At 42.9% G+C, this 21,816-nt stretch carries 20 protein-coding genes and 1 tRNA gene; 14 read left to right on the top strand and 7 right to left on the bottom strand.

The features are described from left to right. Positions 1-48 precede the first annotated feature (48 nt). Positions 49-507, top strand: a complete 459-nt coding sequence (locus tag IEY13_RS15625) for a DUF1569 domain-containing protein (RefSeq protein WP_188953740.1) — start codon at positions 49-51, stop codon at positions 505-507. A gap of 55 nt (positions 508-562) precedes the next feature. Here the strand turns inward: IEY13_RS15625 and IEY13_RS15620 are convergent, their stop codons facing one another. Further along, positions 563-1,501: a hypothetical protein gene (locus IEY13_RS15620; RefSeq protein WP_188953738.1), complete on the bottom strand. Its 939-nt coding sequence runs from the start codon at positions 1,499-1,501 to the stop codon at positions 563-565. A gap of 124 nt (positions 1,502-1,625) precedes the next feature. Between IEY13_RS15620 and IEY13_RS15615 the strand changes: the two genes are divergently transcribed. Next, positions 1,626-1,710: transfer RNA gene (locus IEY13_RS15615), tRNA-Ser, on the top strand. A gap of 633 nt (positions 1,711-2,343) precedes the next feature. Next, positions 2,344-6,117 (top strand): nSTAND3 domain-containing NTPase, encoded by a 3,774-nt coding sequence (locus IEY13_RS15610; RefSeq protein ID WP_188953736.1) that lies wholly within the window; start codon positions 2,344-2,346, stop codon positions 6,115-6,117. Positions 6,118-6,271: 154 nt separating this feature from the next. Here IEY13_RS15610 and IEY13_RS15605 read toward each other — a convergent pair whose 3' ends face one another. Further along, positions 6,272-6,697 (bottom strand): helix-turn-helix transcriptional regulator, encoded by a 426-nt coding sequence (locus tag IEY13_RS15605; RefSeq protein WP_188953734.1) that lies wholly within the window; start codon positions 6,695-6,697, stop codon positions 6,272-6,274. Between the two features lie 340 nt (positions 6,698-7,037). Between IEY13_RS15605 and IEY13_RS15600 the strand changes: the two genes are divergently transcribed. From IEY13_RS15600 to IEY13_RS15590, 3 genes are all read left to right on the top strand, one after another. Then, entirely contained in the window at positions 7,038-7,598 is a 561-nt protein-coding gene (locus IEY13_RS15600; protein ID WP_188953732.1) for an RNA polymerase sigma factor, read from the top strand. A gap of 290 nt (positions 7,599-7,888) precedes the next feature. After that, positions 7,889-8,251: a hypothetical protein gene (locus IEY13_RS15595; RefSeq protein WP_188953730.1), complete on the top strand. Its 363-nt coding sequence runs from the start codon at positions 7,889-7,891 to the stop codon at positions 8,249-8,251. A 2-nt stretch (positions 8,252-8,253) separates the two neighbouring features. Next, positions 8,254-8,466: a hypothetical protein gene (locus IEY13_RS15590; RefSeq protein WP_188953728.1), complete on the top strand. Its 213-nt coding sequence runs from the start codon at positions 8,254-8,256 to the stop codon at positions 8,464-8,466. Between the two features lie 4 nt (positions 8,467-8,470). On the opposite strand, the gene IEY13_RS15585 is transcribed toward IEY13_RS15590, so the two are convergent. Both IEY13_RS15585 and IEY13_RS15580 read right to left on the bottom strand, forming a co-directional pair. Then, the gene (locus tag IEY13_RS15585) at positions 8,471-9,856 is read right to left on the bottom strand and encodes a hypothetical protein (protein ID WP_188953726.1); all 1,386 of its coding nucleotides are present in this window, start codon (positions 9,854-9,856) and stop codon (positions 8,471-8,473) included. Positions 9,857-9,864: 8 nt separating this feature from the next. Then, a complete protein-coding gene (locus IEY13_RS15580) occupies positions 9,865-10,653 on the bottom strand; it encodes a hypothetical protein (protein ID WP_188953724.1) in 789 nt (262 codons plus the stop codon). A gap of 321 nt (positions 10,654-10,974) precedes the next feature. Here IEY13_RS15580 and IEY13_RS15575 point away from each other — a divergent pair, with 321 nt between their 5' ends. The 4 genes from IEY13_RS15575 (at position 10,975) to IEY13_RS15560 (ending at position 18,388) form a co-directional block, all read left to right on the top strand. Beyond that, on the top strand, positions 10,975-11,706 hold the full coding sequence (locus IEY13_RS15575) for an ImuA family protein (protein ID WP_188953722.1): 732 nt from the start codon (positions 10,975-10,977) through the stop codon (positions 11,704-11,706). Between the two features lie 2 nt (positions 11,707-11,708). Beyond that, positions 11,709-13,208, top strand: a complete 1,500-nt coding sequence (locus IEY13_RS15570) for a Y-family DNA polymerase (protein WP_188953720.1) — start codon at positions 11,709-11,711, stop codon at positions 13,206-13,208. Positions 13,209-13,223: 15 nt separating this feature from the next. After that, the gene (locus IEY13_RS15565) at positions 13,224-16,448 is read left to right on the top strand and encodes an error-prone DNA polymerase (protein WP_188953718.1); all 3,225 of its coding nucleotides are present in this window, start codon (positions 13,224-13,226) and stop codon (positions 16,446-16,448) included. 674 nt (positions 16,449-17,122) lie between these two features. Then, a complete protein-coding gene (locus tag IEY13_RS15560) occupies positions 17,123-18,388 on the top strand; it encodes a hypothetical protein (RefSeq protein WP_188953716.1) in 1,266 nt (421 codons plus the stop codon). Positions 18,389-18,423: 35 nt separating this feature from the next. Here IEY13_RS15560 and IEY13_RS15555 read toward each other — a convergent pair whose 3' ends face one another. After that, the gene (locus IEY13_RS15555; RefSeq protein WP_188953714.1) at positions 18,424-18,843 is read right to left on the bottom strand and encodes a hypothetical protein; all 420 of its coding nucleotides are present in this window, start codon (positions 18,841-18,843) and stop codon (positions 18,424-18,426) included. A gap of 475 nt (positions 18,844-19,318) precedes the next feature. Between IEY13_RS15555 and IEY13_RS15550 the strand changes: the two genes are divergently transcribed. The 4 genes from IEY13_RS15550 to IEY13_RS15535 are packed head-to-tail and all read left to right on the top strand — an operon-like array spanning position 19,319 to position 20,781. Next, entirely contained in the window at positions 19,319-19,939 is a 621-nt protein-coding gene (locus tag IEY13_RS15550) for a hypothetical protein (protein ID WP_188953713.1), read from the top strand. An 11-nt stretch (positions 19,940-19,950) separates the two neighbouring features. Next, positions 19,951-20,358 (top strand): DUF5675 family protein, encoded by a 408-nt coding sequence (locus tag IEY13_RS15545; protein WP_188953711.1) that lies wholly within the window; start codon positions 19,951-19,953, stop codon positions 20,356-20,358. Further along, positions 20,345-20,593, top strand: coding sequence for a hypothetical protein (locus tag IEY13_RS15540; RefSeq protein ID WP_229687884.1), 249 nt, complete (start codon positions 20,345-20,347; stop codon positions 20,591-20,593). The genes IEY13_RS15545 and IEY13_RS15540 overlap by 14 nt, the downstream gene beginning before the upstream one ends. Positions 20,594-20,595: 2 nt before the next feature. Beyond that, entirely contained in the window at positions 20,596-20,781 is a 186-nt protein-coding gene (locus tag IEY13_RS15535) for a hypothetical protein (RefSeq protein WP_188953709.1), read from the top strand. A gap of 218 nt (positions 20,782-20,999) precedes the next feature. Here the strand turns inward: IEY13_RS15535 and IEY13_RS15530 are convergent, their stop codons facing one another. Both IEY13_RS15530 and IEY13_RS15525 read right to left on the bottom strand, forming a co-directional pair. Continuing rightward, positions 21,000-21,401 carry a pentapeptide repeat-containing protein gene (locus tag IEY13_RS15530; protein ID WP_188953707.1) on the bottom strand — a complete coding sequence of 134 codons (402 nt, stop codon included), beginning with the start codon at positions 21,399-21,401 and terminating at the stop codon, positions 21,000-21,002. An 89-nt stretch (positions 21,402-21,490) separates the two neighbouring features. Continuing rightward, positions 21,491-21,814 (bottom strand): nuclear transport factor 2-like protein, encoded by a 324-nt coding sequence (locus tag IEY13_RS15525; RefSeq protein WP_188953705.1) that lies wholly within the window; start codon positions 21,812-21,814, stop codon positions 21,491-21,493. Positions 21,815-21,816: the final 2 nt, after the last annotated feature.

Raw genomic sequence — 21,816 nt, 5'->3', positions numbered from 1 at the left:
TTTATTAAATGCGCCGAATAACTTCTCTTTGCAGTAAATAATTCATCCATGGCATTCCCGGATATATTTACCAAAGAAGTAACCGATAGTGTGATACAGCGCATAAACCTGCTTACCCCCGAAAAGCAACCGCAGTGGGGTAAAATGAATGCCTCGCAAATGCTGGCCCATTGCAGCGTGGCCTACGAAATGATTTATGAAAACAAGCACCCCAAACCCAGCTTTGTAATGAAGTTTGTGCTGCGGAAGTTTGTAAAAAAGTCAGTTACCAACGATGTGCCTTATGCGCGCAACCTGCGTACGGCCCCTCAGTTTCTGGTAAGCAATATCAAAGATTTTGCAAAAGAAAAAATACGCCTTATCCAGTACCTGCAACAAACCCAGCAGCTGGGCGGCGCACATTTCCACAACCGCGAATCACATTCCTTCGGCCCGCTTACGCAGGAAGAATGGAATAATATGTTATACAAACATCTGGATCACCACCTGCGTCAGTTTGGTGTATAGCTTTTCTACCGCTGCCGGCATGGGTAACACGCCGGCAGCAGTTTTTTATTTCCGTTTACTTTGGCTTTATCACATACACACCGTTCGGCTCGTTATTCAGCACATTAAAATCATACAACAGAAAACTGGCTGTAACCTTATTATGATACGCTTCCGGTACCTGTAGCCAGTGCAAAAAGCTGGTACGCTCACCGTTAAAACCCGTTTTCTGTTTTCCGTTAGCCCGTAAAGCCATCTCCTCACCATTGGGCGCAATCCGGTACAACATCGTTGTCATAAATTCCGTAGGCAGCAGCGGCATGTAAGCAGCCGTAGCATACACATACTCCTTCTTCACCCGCACCACCGTAATACCGGTATCCTGCAACGCATACATAGGTGGGTGTTTTATAGGAAAGGTATTCAGTTGATGCTCCACGCCCTCCATTCTATCATCCATAAAAGCATTGGTGGGTATATATACCACCGTCCACTTCCCGTTCTCTTTTATAAAAACCGGGTAACGCTCATCTGTATACTCACGACCATAAATAACCGCCTCAGCCTGCTCGTAGCGCGCGCCAAACTCCTGTTTCCAGTCCGTTCCGGCAGCGGTAAGGTCCAGCACGCCAGTAAAAGCTTCTTTAACAGGCGATGGTGCTGCAAAATCATACACACCGGTACTATCTGCCGCGTACTGTGTACCCATAGCTATATTGCGGCCTACCATAGTATCCAGCCGGTACAGCTCATTACCAGCTGCATTCAGTTTAATAACCCCTTCGGGATGCCTTACCAGAAAATAATTGCCTGCCGCACTATACAGCACTTCGGTATATACTTCCGGTACCAGTTTTTTAACCAGATGGCGCTCTGTGGTAAAAGAATCACTCAGCTGCCGGTAGCCGGTAGTATCTACCGGTTTAAAAACTGTTCTGATATCAAAAGCCGTATACGCCTGGCAAACTAAAAACACAATCAGCAGCAGTATGGAGGAGAGCAGTAATATTTTCATAGTTCGCATTTCTACTGTAAAATACAGCAAAGGTGCAACACCAGCCACCCTAACCAATTGAAAATTATAGAGATAAATTGTAAAAAATTTGGCGGTTCAAATCCGTTGCCCTTATTTTGCACCCGGAGAGATGGCAGAGCGGTCGAATGCGGCGGTCTTGAAAACCGTTGACTGTTACAGGTCCGGGGGTTCGAATCCCTCTCTCTCCGCTCTAAGGGCGAATATTCATTATTTGAATATTTGCCTTTTTCATTTATATGGATTCTTATTTCGTATAAATAATCGCAAATCTTGTTATCAACTCTCCTCTACTTCCAGCCAACCTTTGTTAAAAAGCGGTAAAATCGGAGGTTCAATAATCTTATTTTAAATCTTCATTCTTGTTTTGAAATTCGTTTAGCCCTAACTCCGAAGAGTTCGATGCAACTAAATCTGGATTAATTTATTTATGGAAATATATCAGACAATTAACCGAAAATAAATACCTTTCTAGTGACGGTTGCTAACAGGCTGCGCAGAGTAACCTTAATTCATTGCGGCATAAAAACTAAAATTACCCTCATGAACAAGCTTTTAAAGTTTGCGATTATTATTCTGTCTTGTGTGACACTTTACTTTTCTGTACAATGGTACATCCATGAGAAAAGCTATGAACCTATGATATCTATAATTGCTAATATCATAGCACTCCTTGGTCTGTTCGCAGAAAAAAAGGTTACCAATTTTATTACGCGAGATATTGACAACAATTCCGATATAGATATTGACACAAGAACTGAAGGAAATGTAACAACGGAGCGAATTAAAAATTCGAAAATCAGAATAAAATCCAGATAGTAACAATGTGTAACATCACTAAATGGTTCCGGTCTATTGTCAATGTTAAAGTACAGGATATTTCCAATTCACCGGTTACTGTGTCAGTTACAAGGAGACGGCAGAAGATCAAACTGAAAAAAAAGTGGTTTGATGAACACTTTAAAAGATCTTTTGATCAAGAAATTCAATCAAAGTATAATGCATGGCTATATCAAACAAACAGATTTGAAAGAGAGGAACTGCTTAATATACTTAATTTTGCCGGATACCTACAAACTGGTTTAAAACTTATAGAGAGCGCCAAGGAAGCATTAGAAGCATTCAACAAAAAATATCAGACTTTCTTAATCATAATAGACAGAGAAGGGATAAAGATTACTAATAAGCAGCATCCATTTACCAGCAATACGGCAGCATTATTTGAAGCAAGTAGCAGCTTACAAGTTCAACTTCAATTGGCTGCAACCCAATTGAACAGGAAAGGCTATGACTTACTGAATCACAAAGCCTCCCTGAAACCACTGGATTATCTGGTAATTGGTGATGCCGATTTAGGAGGGTCTGCTTTTCTCGACAAGCAGCTTGTAACCAACCGTTTCCTGTTATCTGATTTACGCAGTCTGCATTCCAAAGCCTTGTCTGATCTGGAGCAGTGGAATAAGTGGGTACATCGATTCCATCAACAAGCTAACTATAAAATCATCTCCGGCAACGCAGGAACAGGTAAAACAAACACATCAGCCTACCTGGCAGAACAACTGCATAAATCTGGCGAGTTCGTAATTTTCCTAAAAGCTTGGCAGTTTAGCGGGGATAACACTGTTTTGGAAAACGTATTTTTTCGGTTGTTAGAGGTGCCACCAGGATACACTTTAAGGGAGTTTTTGGAAAAACTGCAGACTTTTTCAAAAAATAGAAAAAAGAGATGCTTTATCATCATCGATGCCTTAAATGAAACAACAAGGTCTACTACTGGTTTTAGTAAAATTTGGCATTATAACCTGCAGTCATTCATAAATGATATATCTCAGTTTTCTAACGTGTATTTTATATGCACACTAAGAACGTCCTATATTAAACAAATTTGGCACGACGAGCAACCTTATATATCTATGTTACAGGGATTTGATAATGAAGCTGATATCAAAGATGCATGTCTACGATATTTTTCTCATTACCGGATTTCCCCTCAAAATTTCAATGAGGCTGATCTGACTCCTTTCCAAGTGCCATTATTTTTAGACCTATTTTGCAGAATGGCAAATGGAGACAGGCTAAGATCTCATAACATAATGCTTGATGCAAGCTCCTATGCATCTGTATTTAAACAATATGTGGCACGATTAGTCAACGAGGTACAGCAAAAGAGAGAGCTAGCTACACAAAATCCTATTCGTGAAGGCTTATATAATAGTGGACAATTATTTTGGACAGAGCCCCAAGGTTTGGCAAAATTGGATGAGTTCGTTATAGCTTTTGATAAAACAGCTAATATTCAAACCCATATTTCCATAGCCTTCGCGATGCTCGACGGGAATCTTATATTTATCAGGGATGCTTCAGGCCGATCTCAAGAGATTGTCAGACATACACAACAGGAGGTAGGCGGTTATCTTTTAGCTAGTTGGCTGACTGAAACCTATCCTAATGCCAACGACCTTATCAATAGTCCGCTGTTCCAGAAAAACCTCCTTCGCTCATCCCGTAATCCACATCAACTTAGGCTTGATATCATCAAATTTCTGGTCGCCTTAAAGCCCGATATCATTACTGCTATTGATGATGAAGATATTGTGCATTCGGCTTGGTGGTTCCTATATAATGGTTATCAATCGGTAGATGGCGTCCTACCTAGTTATCTGCTGAAACACTGGGCTAATCTCGATATCATGGAGCAAATACTGTCTACCAGTAAACGATATTGGCTGGACACAAGCAATCAGTTTAATTTTAACTATATCGCTTCCATGCTGATGAGGCTCAGGGCTTGGGACCTTGATCTAACTTGGAACTTACATATTTACAAGAATGCAGATGCTTTCTATCAAATGGTTGAGCATAGCATAGAGATTATCAGAAATGGGGAAGCGAGTGAAGAAAGAATTCATCTTTGGGCGAGGCATGTAGCTTTTATCAGCGTCACCAACATCCGAAAACTTCGCGAGCTAACGGCTGTTTTTTTGCTCGAATATGGGAAACAATATCCTACAAAGTTGGCGGACCTGACTGTAGAATATTTTAACCTTGCAGATAGCTACATCACTCAGACACTTACTCAGTGTATATATGGCGTTGCACTTATTCTACAAAATGATACGAATTTTATAAATGACCACCTAAAATCGATTGCACAACGTCTTTATATGCTGCAATTTGACCCTGATTCGAAAAATGCAGTATTCGATTATATTATAACGGACTCTATCAAACACCTGCTGGATCTGGCTATACATAAAAAGGTATGGGAGCCAGAAGCAACGATTGCTGGTCGTATTAGAGAATATAAAACTGCTGAGCCTTCGCAGTGGCCCATTGCCAATGAAAGGACTCGCGAATTTATTGATGAACATTCAAGCTATTCTGATTTGCCCGAACCAATTAAAATGGATTTTAGCATCTACACCATTCCTCGCCTTTTTAATAACCATGAACGGCAAGGCGAAGGAATTGTACAGGTTTATACAAGGATTATCGATTTAGGCTTCGAGCATACTATACAGGCGGGTAGCCGCAGTGTACTATTGGAAGACTTCTATCATGGAAGCTCTCTGGATAAAGAATTAGGACGAGTAGACCGACTAGGAAAAAAATATTGCTGGCGAGCTTTTTTCGACTATGCAGGCTATTTACTTCAAAACGGTGAACTGAGTGTATTCGGACATAAAGACGAAGGATTACAGTACTCCAGGCTATCGGATATTGACTATGACATATCTTTACCAAAGACAAATTATAAAATTAGGAAGCGCCTGTACAAAGAAAATCTGCTGGCTCAACATTCTACTGATAAAGAGTGGTATAATCAGGTGGTGATCGACTCCATTCAGCCCCTGATCATTCAGAATCTAGAAGCAGACACCTATGTAATGGTGAATGGCGATATTTCGCAAAAATTAGATGAGAGCTACAATGTCCGATCCTCTTTAATGGTTGACGCATTTTTTATTCGAAAAAATGACAATACTCATTATTTAAAGGCCATTATTAAAGAACGTGTATTTGAGTGGACCAACGACATGGAGATTAGGGACAACCTTCGACATGTTTATTTTGGTGAATTATACTGGGCCGACACAATGCCTACCGCAAGACCTTACGACTTCAGCATCCCTAATGGCGAGATAGAAGTAGTACAACACATAGTGGAAATAGAAGAAGCGATGCTTGGAATTTATGATTTTGACCAAGTTGGTCAAATAGTGGATCAAGAGTTGCGTTATCATTACAATTTTGAAACGCTTCCGGTGGTGGCTTATTTTTTATGGGAATCACCGAGCGATATATTCCCCGGGCAAAGTGATTATTTCCCCTCTGTTGATATGGGCAAACAGCTGTTCCTGAAAGCCAATCCCCTTACCTGCCAAATTTTAGATGCAGACTTAAAAGCATGTTATCAGTCCATAGATTTAGAAGAAGAGCATTTTGATAACACGTTCAATTATATGCGAAAGGATTTATTAGACAAATACATGTTAGACAATAACCTCGCTCTTTTATATCGAGTAAAACAGCATTCTTATGACACAGATAGGATGCATAATCGCAAAATGAAATATTTCCTCTACGAACAACAATAACGCTTAGGAATACCAGAAGCTATACTTCTTGATATAATTTCTCCTCAGCTTTATTGCCTCTTTACACAGCACTCCACAGAATAGCATAATTTTTAAATAAAAAAGCTGCCATTTATTGATGAGGCAGCTTTTTATATTTCTTACTGTTTAGATACTACTTTGATTTTTCAGCAAGCACTCTTTCTAACAAAGCTATCTTTTCGTCCTTCTCCTTTAATAAAGCTGCATTCAACCGCTTCACTTCTTCCATTGATTCCAGCCATTTGTCCAGAGCATTGAAGGTACAACCAGTAGCGATACCTCCATTTACTTCCGCCTCATAGGTATTATTGCTCTGAATATTATAAATGGTAGCCTCTTCGTTAAAATCTCTTATAACCTCAACCGGCACCCCTAAAACCTTTGCTATCCGTTCCAGCTGCTCTGGCTCTAAGGTTTCTCTGGTTTCCAGCACGCTCACGCTTTGCTGGCTAATGTTTAACTCTAGGGCAATGTTGTCCTGCTTTACATGCAATATTTCACGAAGGCGTTTGATGGCTCTTCCCTGATGTGTTTTTTCTGGCATAGTAGAAGTTCTCATTGAGGCAAATATATTGATTATTAACTATTGGTAACGTACTATAAAACCATTGGTAACATACAACCCATACCTGGTAACGCACAACCTGCACCTGGTAACCCACACACAACATTTGTATAATACCAAAGCCTGATAAGCTAATTTACAGCCTGTTAGCGTATCTGTTAACTAAAATATGTAAAACACGGCATATGCTGCCTGGTGCCATAGTTGTATTTTACAATTTATAGCTTGTAAAATACAAGCTGTTTTAATCCGTACCCTATTATATCCATTATCCACAAACCATTATTTAAACCGTATACCGGGCCATAAACAGCCGGGTGTTAAACAGTTAATTATGATTGAAGTGGATAATGCAGTATTGAAACGACTGTTTTTAGAAATAGCCGCCGGCAGCGGCCATGCCTTTGAACAATTTTACCGCCAAACCCAGCAATGGGTGTTAGTGCGCCTGTTTAAACATACCGGATGCCGCGAAAAAGCAAAAGACGCTACGCAGGGCTTTTACGCACTTATGTGGGAGAAAAGAAACAGATTGCCCGAAGTGGAAAACCCAAAAGGATTTATAACCACCTGCCTGCAACGACACGCAATAAATATTTACCGTAAAGAAAAGCTTATACCTCAGCAAAAAACACAGCTGATTATACTTACCAAAGAAGAAGGCAGCAACTGCACGCAGGAAACCATTGCCGCCAGGCAACTGGAAGCATTGATTGAGCGGGCAACCAATACCCTGCCGCCCAGGCAGCAAAACATATACAGGTTGCGCCAGTATGATAAACATGATTATCAGCAAATAGGCGCGTTAACAGGCCTTACCCCCGAAAGCTGCTACACCTATCATTATATGGCCTTAAAGCAAATAAGAACCCTTCTAAAGGAATATTATAATTAGTTAAAACAACAGGTATGAGCGAAAAGACTAAAGAAGAACTACTGGAGGAATTGTATCATGACGTAACGCTGTTTTTTCTGGATAACGAGCATGAAAAAGCAATGGATCAACTATGGGAATGATTTTCGGCCTTTGTATACTTCCGTGGTGAGGTTTTAAACGGAAAAGAAGTAGCTGATTCGCTTTCCGTTTATGAGCAGCTTAAACACATGCTTTCCTCTTTATACATCACCGCACAAAAAACTGCTCCACTCATTCAAAAACAACAGCCAGATAATAGTAATTAAATTATGGAAACCGTAAATATTACCATTGATATTCCTGACAGCTTTATTAAAGACTGTGAACTTTACAATATTTCAGAGCATGTAATGCTACAGCTTTTTGTAACGCAGTTATCTACAGTATGCACCATATTGAACGGCAATGAGAAGATACTGATCGGTCAAACCACAAAAGTATTCAAAGACTTTCTGGAGACTACCATAACCATACCTTCAACCCATAAAAAGAAAAACAAGGTAATGGCCCGCTTGATGCAGAACATAATTGCTATGGCAGTTACAGAAACAATAGAATGGTCTGATGAAAAATACATTCAACTGATAAATGACGGGTGCAAAAAGCTAATGATAATCAATAAAAGCAGATAGGAATGAATATAACGTTTGAAATTTTTACTACAGCGGAAAGCTATGTAATGATGGAATTGTACAACAGGAAGCTGGAAGATGTGCTACAACACTTTGTGAATAATGTATCTGTAGAGCAGTATAAAACCACCACGGATACGCATATTAAAAATGCCACGCTTGCATTTTGTAAGTTGGTGGAGGCTTATAGGCTGGTGGAGATGCAAGCGAATTAAAAACTCACTTTATTCCATACTGAAATATAAGATGATAAAAAATCTTCTCCTTAAATCCGTTTTTATGTATACTCTTATAATAGCAATACGGAGTTTCCTGAAAAACGCATTCTTGCCATGAGCCTACAATATAACCATTTCCTTGATCGGTGATAAGCTTTCTATATCGTTCAGTAATATCCCGTCTGGTATGGTTAATGATAAAAATGTAAGCCTCACCTTCAAAATCAGTTAAATATTTCGTTGTTTGCTGAATAATATTCTTTTTATCACTATTCCACCACCCCTTAAATTCCACAACAATTCTTCCAAATGAAGTTTGAAGCTTTAAATCAATAAATCCATTTTCTTTAAGCACCTCCCTATCTGGAAACCACTTTAATGCAGAAAACCAAGTGTCAAACCAGTTCCTGAAATCAGCCTCTTTTTGTTGTTTAGCAATTAAATTCTTTATTGGCAATTCATCCATTCCATTCAAAAGCAATTTATGAACCCCCAAAACAAACTCATTGACAAATGAATCTTTTCTTACAACTTGCTTATCATCTTCTTTTTGAAAGACGTCTTCCGAAATCAAATTTGCTACCCTCGCAGCATAATTAGCCAGGTCCTGCAAAACGAAAAAATCATGTAATTTAACACTAAAGATATCCGGATCTGACCACCATGAACAGCTAAGCGTCTTTCTATTAAACTCAACCCTATAGTAATCATTACCGGTTAAACGTGTAAGTCTTTTATCGAATTGAAAATCAAATATTTTTTCATTCCATAATCTTACTATTTCAATAGCAGCCGCTTTCGATCTCTTAAGTACCTCTTTAAGTATTTTCCTTTCCGTACCATTTAATAACAAATGAAGCAAAGACTTTTTAAAAGCCGGATAATTAATAAAAGGGCCATCTTGGGCAATCAGATAGGTCTTTAACTCAAAATTCGAATCAACAGGCAAGGCCTGAACTTTCTTCACTATATCTTTAAATTGTTTAAAAATAAAAAGCAAACCATATTCCACACACGCCAGAACCTCTGCCTCACCAATTACGTCCTTATCAGTTGCAATCTGCACATGCCTTATTGCCGTGTGGATAGCCAGATATTGTTCCCTCAATAAATTTTCTGTAATAGCTATTTCATCCCCCGGCTGATTGGGCACATTAACTTGAATACTAAAATTCTGCTTTTCAATGTTCACATTCCCCCTTTTTTCACCATTAAGTTTAGAAAGGAAAATATGATTATAGTCTTGATACTGTATCAGCAAAGCCTTAAAATAAACAGCAGGCGACCATCCACTTCCCCTCTGCTTAATTAGAAAAAAATCAGCTCTTGCAAAAGCTGGATAGTTTAACGACTCAAAAAATACGTCTTTTAAATTCAATGAAACCATAAGACAATTTAGGGAGCTTTAAACTTAACAAGTAACCTAATTAAAAGACAAGTTGTATAAAGATATGCTTCAACTTCCGCATCAATAAACTGATGCCTATTTTCGCTCGCATGACGACCATATTCATTCCCATATTCTATATATGCGGCTAATATTTTGCGCCAGTGATCTGAAAGGCCAATTGACCTCATCAGAGTCGGCTTATTATCAATAAGAGTAGAATTGTTTTTTAAAAGCCCCCTTACTAAACCTTCAATACATCGGTAACAATTTTCTATTACACCATTTTTAATTTGTTTTTGATAGCATTCTAAAGCTAATCGCAAATCCTTTTCCTCATTGGGATACCTACTTAATGATGTCATGGAAAATTCTACGAGTTCAATATCAAGTAATTTTTCTCCCTCAGGAAAAAATGCTCCTGATTTGTAATGAATTCCAAGGCTTACTGATGCCTTTCCCATAATTTCTGTTATCTTCTTATCAAAAATTCCCAACATCTCTACATCTTTACTATAATAGTGCCTTAATAAGGTTAGAATCTTTAGTGTATTTAGAAAGTCCTTTGGCAAAAGATCGTTCAGATAAGTCTTTACAGGATAAAAAATGGATCTGTTTTGGTCACGAACATCGTTAGGATTCAGGCCGAGTTCTAAACAAACCCAGTCATATAACTTATCATAATCAGGTAACTTATTGAACAGTTGAATAAAATAACCACACCTTTGAACGAATGCGCCTTGTTCTTCCTCTTTAGTAGGGACTATGGAAAAATTAGAATTGAATTGATTAAGCATTGCAGAGTAATAAGTTATAAATCTACCAAAATTCTCTCATTAAAGTTCTTCGCTGATATTGTTTGAAGAGCACATGCAATACTTCATCAATATGTATTACCTTGACAAAAAGCTGTAGAAAATTTTAAGCCTCCACACTTGGCAGTTCATGCTAATTTATTTAGTACGTTTGTTTTGCCGTTTTATAAATCCATATCCTAACCAATGGCATCGCCAGTCCTGGCCAGGCCATTTTTTGCCAAATGCTATTGGAAGGGGTATTAAACGGCAGCAAACGCAGTAAAAAGCTGCGTTTCGGTTTTTCAACTGATCCAATTTGTTATGGCACTAAAGGCAGACATTATAGCGCAACTCAAAAAAGAACTACTACAGCTACAGGGCATCAAGCTGAGTGGTGAGTTTTCTGCCGTGCAACTGCCCCCTGCCATTAACCAGGCTTTTCCGCAACACACCTTCCCTACCGGCGCAGTACATGAGTTTATAAGCCATCACCCGGAAGATTTTGCGGCTACCATTGGGTTTATCAACACCATACTACAGGCATTAATGGCGCACGGTGGGCCATGTATGTGGATCAGTAGCCGCAGGCAAACCTTTCCGCCCGGCCTGGCTGTGTTTGGTATACAGCCAGAGCGTATTGTTTTTGTAGATGTGCAAACACAGCGGGATGTGCTGTGGGCTACCGAAGAATGCCTGAAATGCGAAAAGCTGGCCGCCGTGGTTAGTGATTTAAAAGAAGTGTCCTTTGTACAATCCCGCAAAATGCAGCTGGCTGTTGAGGCCAGCCGGGTTACCGGCTTTATCTTAAGGCATCAGCCTAAACTTACTGAAACTACCGCCAGCGTTGCCCGCTGGCGTATTAAACCACTGGCCACTCCTAAAGATGAACTGATACCTGGCCTGGGCTTTGCCAGCTGGCAGGTTACGCTTGAAAAAATAAGAAACGGAGTGCCCGGAAGCTGGCAGGTAATAAACGATCCTGACGGCATCATGCTTTACAACCCCCAAACAATTACTGAGAAGAATGAACAGCAGATTAGAAAAATTGTGTAAGCATGCAACAACGTTTTGTATCCATCTGGTTCTGTTACCTGAAAACGGACTGGTTTGTGCGGCGCCACCAAAACCTGAAAGATATACCCTTTGTATTGGCAGAGGTAAGCCATGGCCGTAAAGTAATAACGGCCATAAACCCACTGGCGCAGAAGGAAGGCATTGCCGTAGGCATGGTGGTGGCCGATGCCCGGGCAAGCGTGCCGCAACTACAGGCAGTAGATGATGTACCGGGGCTGAACGAAAAGCTATTACATGCAATTGGCCAGTGGTGCGATAGGTTTACACCTGTGGTAGCCGTAGATGCCCCGCATGGGCTGCTGCTTAACGTAACCGGCTGCGCCCACCTGTGGGGTGGCGAAACGCCCTACCTGAAAGAGATACAACGCCGGTTTAAAGAATATGGTTACCACACCCGCATGGCTATAGCCGATACCCCCGGCGCTGCATGGGCCGTAGCACGCTACGGCAACAAAAGCATGGTACAAAGCGGTAAGCAATCCGATGCGTTAATGGACCTGCCACCAGCCGCCCTGCGGCTATCAGTGCCCATACTGGAAAAACTGCACAAACTGGGCTTTAGAAATATAAAAGGCTTTATGCACATGCAACGCAGTGCCCTGCGCAGGCGGTTTGGCAAAGAACTGTTATTGCAGTTAGATAAAGCACTGGGGCATGAGTTGGAAACACTGCTACCTATATTACCACCTGCGGAATATACGGAGCGCCTGCCCTGCCTTGAACCTATACGCACACAGGCAGGTATTGAAATAGCGATACAAAAGCTGCTGGATCAGCTGTGTACCCGCCTGCAAAAAGAAGGCAAGGGTATACGCAATGCAACACTGAAAGGCTACCGGGTAGATGGCCATATGGTAAGCACTGCTGTTTCTACTGTGCTTCCTTCTGTAAACACGCACCATTTATTCCGGTTGTTTGAACTGAAAATACCGGAACTGGAGCCTGATTTGGGTATTGAAATGTTTACCCTGGAAGCCACCGCCCTGGAAGATTTACAGGCGCAGCAGGAAACCCTGTTTGAAATTACGGGCAACCTGGCAGATAAAGAACTGGCCGAACTGGTAGACCGTATCAGCAGCAAACTACCCTCTGCCCGCATACACCGCTACCTACCGGTAGAAGGTTACTGGCCGGAGCAATCGATACAGGCCACCCCTAAACTAACCGGCGAACCCACTACCGCCTGGCGTACTGATAAACAGCGCCCGGTGGAGTTACTGAACACACCGCGCCGTATTGAGGTTACTGCCCCTATACCAGACTACCCTCCTATGCTGTTTACCTATATGGGCGCTTTGCATAAGGTAACCAAGGCAGACGGGCCGGAGCGTATAGAACGGGCCTGGTGGATGGATCGTGGCTATCACCGCGATTACTATGCAATAGAGGATGAACAGGGCCGACGCTACTGGATATACCGGTTAGGCCACTATGATAATACACAGCCGCCAGGCTGGTTTTTACACGGCTATTTTGCTTAAAAGAAGGGAGGGTGTATGTATACGGAGTTGCAGGTAACTTCTAATTTCAGTTTTTTACGGGGCGCATCGCACCCCGATGAATTAATGTACCACGCCAGAGATCTGGGTTATAAAAGCCTGGCTATTACCGACCGTAATACCCTGGCCGGTATAGTGCGCGCGCACAGCGCCGCCAAAGATGCAGGTATACGGTTAATTGTTGGCTGCTATCTGCAATTGCAGGATGGCCCTCCCCTGCTGGCTTACCCTACTGATAAAGCTGCCTACGCCCGGCTATCGGCCTTACTTACCGTAGGCAACCTGCGGGCTGAAAAAGGACATTGTGAACTGTACCGTAAAGATGTATACCAGCATAAAGCAGGGCTGATATTTATAACCCTACCACCTGCCACACTAAACAAACGGTTTGATTTTGATAAGGAATACAAAAGCCACCTGGCCGATTATAAAAACCACCTGGGCAGTGCCCTATATTTAGCTGTAAGCCGTTATTATGAAGGCAACGATACCAAGCGCATATATGGTCTGGCGCACCTGGCTGAGCAAATGGGCGTACCGCTGATAGCCACTAACGATGTGTATTATCACGAACCCTACCGCAGAGAATTGCAGGATGTACTTACCTGCATACGTGAAAAATGCACCATTTATACAGCCGGTTACCGCCTGTTTCAAAATGCAGAAAGGCACCTGAAAACACCGCAGGAAATGATGCGCCTGTTCCGCCGTTTTCCGGAAGCCATTGCCAACACACAAAAAGTAGCTGCCGCCTGCCGCTTTTCGCTGAATGAACTGAAATATGAATACCCCAGAGAAATAACCCCCAAGGGCCGTACACCTTTGGAAGAAATAACCTTTCTGGCCTGGCAGGGTGCCAAAGAAATGTATGGCAACGTAATACCCGACAGAATCACCGCCAACATAAACCACGAACTGGCTTTTATTAAAGAAATGAACTATGCCTGTTACTTTCTTACCGTATACGATATTGTACGCTTTGCACGTAGCAAAGGCATCCTTTGCCAGGGCCGTGGCTCCGCCGCCAACTCTACCATCTGCTATGTGCTGGGCATTACTTCGGTAGACCCTACCAAGTTTGATCTGCTGTTTGAGCGCTTTATATCTTCTGCCCGCAATGAGCCGCCGGATATTGATGTGGACTTTGAACACGAACGGCGCGAGGAGGTAATACAATACATCTACAATAAATACGGGCGCGACCGCGCCGCTATTGTTGCCACCGTAACGCAGCAAAGGCAGAAAGGCGCTATAAGAGATGTGGGCAAAGCCATGGGCCTTTCAAAAGATATTATCGACCGCCTCAGCAGTTCAATATGGGAGTATTCAAAGGAGTGGTTTAACGAGCAGCGCGTGGCAGAACAGGGTTTAAACCCGTACGATCAGCACCTGATGAAGGTGTTAGAACTTACGGGCCAGATGCTGGCTTTTCCCCGCCAGCTGGGCCAGCACACCGGCGGCTTTATTATAACAGAAGGCAAACTGAGCGATTTATGCCCGGTAATTAACGCCCGCATGGAAAACCGCACCAACATTGAATGGAACAAAGAGGATATTGAAGAATTGAAGTTTTTAAAGGTAGATGTACTGGCGCTGGGCATGCTTACCTGCATACGCAAAGCGTTTGACCTGGTAAGAGATCACCACGGCAAACAATATACACTGGCCAGCGTGCCGCAGGACGATCCCGTGGTATATGATATGATAAGCGCTGCCGATACAATTGGTGTGTTTCAGATTGAAAGCCGTGCCCAGCAATCTATGCTACCACGTATGAAGCCTCGTAATTTTTACGATCTGGTTATTGAGGTAGCCATTGTACGCCCCGGCCCTATTCAGGGCAACATGGTACACCCCTATTTGCGCAGGCGCAATGGCGAAGAGCCGGTTACCTTTCCTTCCAAAGAACTGGAAGGCATACTGGGCCGCACACTGGGTGTGCCGCTGTTTCAGGAGCAGGCTATGAAAATAGCTATTATAGCAGCAGGCTTTACACCGGCAGCCGCCGATCAGCTAAGGCGCAGCATGGCCACCTTTCGCAATAACGGGCAGGTAAGTATGTTTGAGCATCAGCTGATACAGGGCATGGTAAAGAATGGTTATACAGAAGATTATGCCCGCTCGGTATTTAAACAGCTGGAAGGTTTTGGCAGCTACGGCTTTCCTGAAAGTCATGCGGCAAGCTTTGCCTTGCTGGTATACATATCCAGCTGGCTGAAATGTTATTACCCCGATGTGTTTTGCTGTGCCATACTCAACAGCTTGCCCATGGGCTTTTACCAGCCTTCGCAGCTGGTGATTGATGCCCGCAGCCATGGCGTAGAAGTGCGCCCGGCAGATGTAAACCTATCACAATGGAACAATACACTGGAAGAGAAAACCGGTAAATACTGCGCACTACGCCTGGGCTTCCGGCAAATAAACGGCATACGCCAGGAAGATATGGAAAGCCTGCTAAAAGGCAGAATGCAACCCTATACCACGTTACACGCCCTGCGGGATGCAGGCGTACAGCAGGCTACTATTGAAAAACTGGCAGATGCCGATGCCTTCCGGTCCATGGGGCTGGATCGCCGCCAGGCGCTGTGGGAAGCCAGTGCCATGGCCGACAGGCCGGTAGGCATATTTACCGGCCAGGCAAGTGAAAGCAGTTATGAACAGGCACCAGAGCTACCGTTAATGACAGATTCGGAACACGTAGTGCAGGACTACGGCACTACCTCCCTATCCGTAAAAGGCCACCCCATTGGCTTTTTACGGGAAAAGCTTTCATTGCTGCGCATATGCTCAGCCAAAGAACTACCCACGCTGCCACACGGCGCTTACTTGAAAGTAGCAGGCCTGGTGTTAGTTCGCCAGCGGCCGGGCACTGCCAAAGGTGTATGTTTTATAACACTGGAAGATGAAACCGGCGTAGTAAACCTGGTAGTGTTTGCGAAGCTGTTTGATAAATACCGCAAAGAAATATTGCAAAGCCGCCTGCTGATGGTGGAAGGCAGGTTGCAAAAAGAAGGTGCCGTTATTCATGTAATTGTAAGCAGGTGCCATAACCTGTCTCCCATGCTGCGCCAGCTTACCGCAGCGCAAAACGAAAACCTGCCTGTACTTACTTTGTCACGTGGGGATGAAAAGGATGGGATATTTATACCCGCTGGCAGAGAAATGGGTACGGGTAGCATAAGAGATGAAGTAAAACTGCCGGATGCACGAAACTTTAAATAAAACCGGCCATTAAATGCAATAACTATAAGGCATTGCTAACATATAAGCTGCCAGGCAGTAAACACCGCCCGACACTCTATACATCTAAATCAACATAACATTAGCAACAAAGCCCGTTCAGCCTGGGCCTTAGCTAATTTCAGCAGCCAACAGATAGATATCTGCCAGCATGCTATAACGCTAAAGTAATGCAGAACTCATTTGAAAATACACACTGAATAAAATGAACAAGCGTACAAAATAAAATGCCAGACAGTAAATACTGCCCGGCACACCCTTGCAATAAAACCCATAAAACGGAAAGCCTGGTTACAATCAGGCTTTATTAAATTAAAAAAATCACAATAGATAAACATCCACCGTATTAACCCTAAACGAAAATAAGGCAGAACCGAATTGCAAAACCACCCTGAACAAAATGAACAAGCCTGAACAACGTATATGTAAATAACAAAACCATTTTTTAACTATTCTTTTACATATGTCAATATAAATTAGTAGTGCCGATTCCCCAGGGCACTACTTTAGATAAGATCAGGTTTCCGCTATTCTATAAAACAATACTTTATAAAAAACGCACTATGAACCCAGATTAAATGCTGCCACGCTACCGTAGTAATACGGCAGAAACCAAATCTTATTAATCATTAATCCCTACCATAAAAAGAAGTGCTATGAAAATTGACACGCTGCCTCACTCAGCTCAACCACCGTATGCAGAACGCTCTAATGCCCTGCCCAACCTGTTTTTAATGTTAAGCTACCAACTACCACCAGAAAAAGTACCCAACCTTAAAAGCACCGGCCAGTTTGAAGCATGGGTAACAGACATTGAAGCCCACTGTAATAGCTTTACCATTGAACTGCTTACATTTTCATATTCCGAAGCAGACACTTCCGTTAAACATAGCCTGCAAAAAAGCTGGTGCGCCGTTAATGCCCTGCTGGATATAGTATGGAACTATATTAAAAAGCACCCCGAACTAAAGGCCGATTACCAGCCCATACTAAACGCTTTTATTCAGGTATACGATTATCTGGATACGCATTTTAAACACTTGTACCCGGCTGGCAGTAAAATGCCAGACATTATTATACATAAAAACATACCGGTTATGAGAAGCGGCTATCAGAATCTGATGAAGGCCCATAACAATAACGGATTATTACAAGCGCTGTTGCACCCTGTTTGGGAAGTAATTAAACACCCCGGAAAAGGTAACAACACTTTTCACCGTGTTACGTATGCCTTTCAGTTACTGGGCCGTGTTAAACTATGGCACCAGGCCAAAGGCACCTACGAGCAGTTGTATAATATAGCCCTTTGTATGAATACCAACTGCCCGGCCTTTTTGCAATACCTGAGTGGAATGGGTAAAAACGAGCTGGAACTATATGGAGATGCACGCAGCAAACAAAACTTTTTAGATAGCTGGCATGCCCGGCACCGCGAAGCACTCTGGCTGTGCAAACAAAGCAAATTACAGGAAGGCTATAATGCAGAAGAGCAGCATGTGGCAGTATGGTTAACGAACTGGCTACAGGAGCAAAAGGAGTTTCTGGAACTGGCAAAAAATCAAATGGACGAAAAAGAGCGCCTTAAACTGGCGCACGATCTGGCTTTTCTTTGCTGGCATACAAAAATACAAGTAAAAGTAGGCTTTTACACATCGCCATTTGTGCAACCGGTGATAACTGCATTAGCGGATATTATTTGTACAGAAAATGCAAGTATTCCCTCCTTTCAAAGTTTGGAAAGATTAATAAAATGCACTGAGATACCCTACGAGACAAAGGATGAATTGGCTGAATATTATTCAAGTTCTCTTAAAGAACTATTTAAAGTGCCTGAGAAAGGTGTAAGACCTAAAATTGTTAAGGTTAAAGCAAAAAGAACGAATAAGCCGAAGCCTAAAACAAACGCCCCGGCCAAAAAATAAACTGCTGTTTTGCAGGCCACATAATATAGGATGCACTAAATAGTAAATAAACCCACCGCTATAAATATGGCGGTGGGTTTTGCATTTGTAGTAATCACCCCTGAAAATGCCTGGAGCAGTTTAGCAGATTTAGCGGAAAGTTTAGCAACTGTGGGGATCATCCCCACATATGTGGCGTTCAGTTTAGCAGCTGTGGGGATCATCCCCACATATGTGGCGATCAGTTTAGCAGCTGTGGGGATCGTCCCCACATATGTGGCGATCAGTCCCACAGCTATGGGGATCATCCCCACATATGTGGCGATCAGTTTAGCAGCTGTGGGGATCATCCCCACATATGTGGCGTTCAGTTTAGCAGCTATGGGGATCGTCCCCACATATGTGGCGATCAGTCCCACAGCTATGGGGATCATCCCCACATATGTGGCGATCAGTCCCACACGTGTGGGGATCATCCCCACAGTACTTTTTTCCGTAAAAAAAGCACAAAAAGCCCTCAAAACACATAATTAATTCAATAATATATGCACACGTTTTCAAAATGCACCCTCTACAGCCCTTTCGTAGTAAGGGTTTCAGAAAAAAAGGTGAAGTGCAGGTGAATCGCCCCCATTTTTTGCACCCTTGCAAGTAACTAACAACCAGCGCAGTACATATATAAGGCCCATTTCCGCGCACAAAATGCACACAACTTTTTTACTATTTTTCCGCGCCACCACTGCGTTTGAGTGCGTTTCACGTGAAGTTCACCTTTGGAAAAATTTTGGCCCCGTTGCAACTTTACATCGTCAACAGCGGCAAACAAAAGAACGGCCGTTCGCCCCGAAAAAGCTTTACCTGTTTAACCGGTTACTGCGCAGAAAAACAGGCAAAGCTTAGGAAGGGTTAAAAAAACCGCTGACTCATTATTCATTCAACAAGTAAACAGTCATGAAAGTATATACCTATTTCGTTCCTACAATAGATGCCCAGGCAGGTAACTGGGCCGGAACGGTTAACGAAAAAGCGCCCACCATTTGCCCTCAATTGGGTGTTGATGCAGCAGGCGTAACAGAAATACAAACCGCAGCCATTAACTACAAAACAGCAGTGGAATTAGTGGAACTGAAAAAGCGCGAACTGGAAGAAGCCGTAGCGGCCAAAAACATAAGCCGCAAAGTAGATATAGCGGTTATTGCCAGGTATGCACAGCAAATGAAAGCCCACGTAAATTACACAGAGGCATTGGGCGGTGCATTGGGCATTGTAGGTACGGTAAGCGTAATTGACCCCAAAGACCTGCGCCCTACGCTTAGCCTGCGTCAGTTTCCCGGTCAGGTAGAAGTAAGCTTTAATCTGCAAACGATGAAAAGCATTACCATATACAGCCGCCTGAAAGGCACCAATGGATGGGATAAACTGGGCAATGATAAAACTCCGCCCTTCATTGATACCCGTCCGTTACAGGAGCCGTTTAAGCCTGAGATACGCGAATACAGTGCGCGCTATTTTGACGGCAAAGAAGATATAGGCGAGATGGCAGCTATTGAAACCATTGTATTTGGTGGCTAAAACAAAATACCATGGAACTAATACTGCACCGCACCTACTACAGCAACGGCACCAATGGCCTGCTGATGCTGAATAATCAACTGTTGTGTTACACAATTGAACTTCCATGGCGCGATAACGAACCCCGGGTATCCTGTATACCCGAGGGTGAGTATCCGCTGGTAAAAAGACTTAGCCCCAACCATGGTGAATGTTTGTTATTGAAAAACATTCCCAACAGAAGTTTAATTCTGATACACCCGGCCAACAACGCAATACGTGAACTGCAAGGCTGCATTGCCCCGGTAAGCAAACTCACCGGCCCCGGCTGTGGAGATAAAAGCCGCCTGGCATTCCGGCCACTGCTACAGCAGGTATACGCCGCGTTACAACAAAAACATTCTGTAACCATTCAAATTGTAAAAAATGAACTCCAATAAATTAATCAGCATTGTACAAAGGGCACAAGCCCCTACTCCACCCTTTTTTAAAAAGCTGCGCAACATAGGCCTGGTACTGGCCGCTACGGGTGGCGCTATTATGGCCAATGCGGCAGACTTACCGGCAGTGGCAGGCACCATAGCCAGTTACCTTACTCTGGCGGGTAGCATAACCGGTGCCATCAGCCAGCTTACCATTACCACCACAGACGATAACAGCAAAAACATCGATTAATTATGAGCCAGCAAATTCCAAGCTTCGGAGCCAATGCCGGTATTACCGGTGGTATCATTTGCACAGTGGCAACCAGCTTCAGCAGCAGCGACCTTGTAAAATCAGCCGCAATGGCCGCCATTGGCGGTGTGGTGAGTGTGATTGTAGGTTTGCTGATGAAGAAGTTGCTGAGTAAGTGGTTCAGGTAACACTTTTACAATAACGAATACGCTAAAATCCTCTGCTGCGAAGCAGGGGATTTTTTACGTGATAAATAGAGCGTGATTGGTTCCGTTCACGCTCACTGTTAATTTATCCGGTCACTTTCAGGTAATGAATTCAGCACCAGAGTACTTCCCGGAAATGCTCCGGACACCTCTGCGGAAAGAACGCTTAAAATTGCACCCCGCCCTTTGTAGGAAAATCATTACTTATCGTAAGCACTCAACAGATCTGTCACCAAAATACCGTTGATACGCATGCCGCTTAAATTACAGTCAGTTATAGCAACATCACTTAAATCACAATTGCTGAAGCTGCTGTTATTCAGGTCGCAATTTTCAAACTTCACGGGTCGCTGTTTGAAGGCAGGATCGTAAGCTGGATGGTCCTCCGGTGGCCCGCCAATATTATGAATATAAGCGCCTCCTATCTGGGCACCTTCAATTTCAAGGTCGCTCAGGTTAGCATTTATAATTTTGCAATGGGTCATACTCACATCGTTTAACAAAAGAGCATTCATCATCACCGTTTGAAAAGAAGAACCATTCAACTTAGACATTTGCACGTCTAAAGTTTTATCCTCATTAATGATCGCTAATTTTTCCATCGGCTCGCATTTATAAGGCAATTTATAAATACAATAACGGTTAAAAGCGGGCAAATGCGACAAATTAAGGTCGCATTTGCGACAACTTATTATCCGGTCACTTTCAGGTACTGTATTTCCCCGTCCATGATATTGAAGTGAAATTTCAGCACCGCCGGACTTCCCGGAAATGTTCCGGAAACCTCTGCGGCAAGAACGCTTGCTGTACCGTTTTCGGTGTATGCAAGCGGCTTCATTACAGACCGGTATTTTTCATTTGTTTCAGCGATAAGATCTTGAATGGCAATCCGCCCTTTATAGGGCTTGCCTTCGTCAATCATTTCGCCCGTTTCAGAAAAACAGGCGGCAAAAGCCACATTGTCCAGATTGTTTTGTGCCTGCACCAGGTCTTCTACTATTTTTGGCAGTTTCATGT

This window comes from Filimonas zeae (assembly GCF_014641615.1).
Classification (GTDB): Bacteria; Bacteroidota; Bacteroidia; order Chitinophagales; family Chitinophagaceae; genus Filimonas; species Filimonas zeae.
The sequence above is the reverse complement of the archived record's forward strand: the minus strand, read 5'-3'. Positions and strand labels throughout refer to the sequence as shown.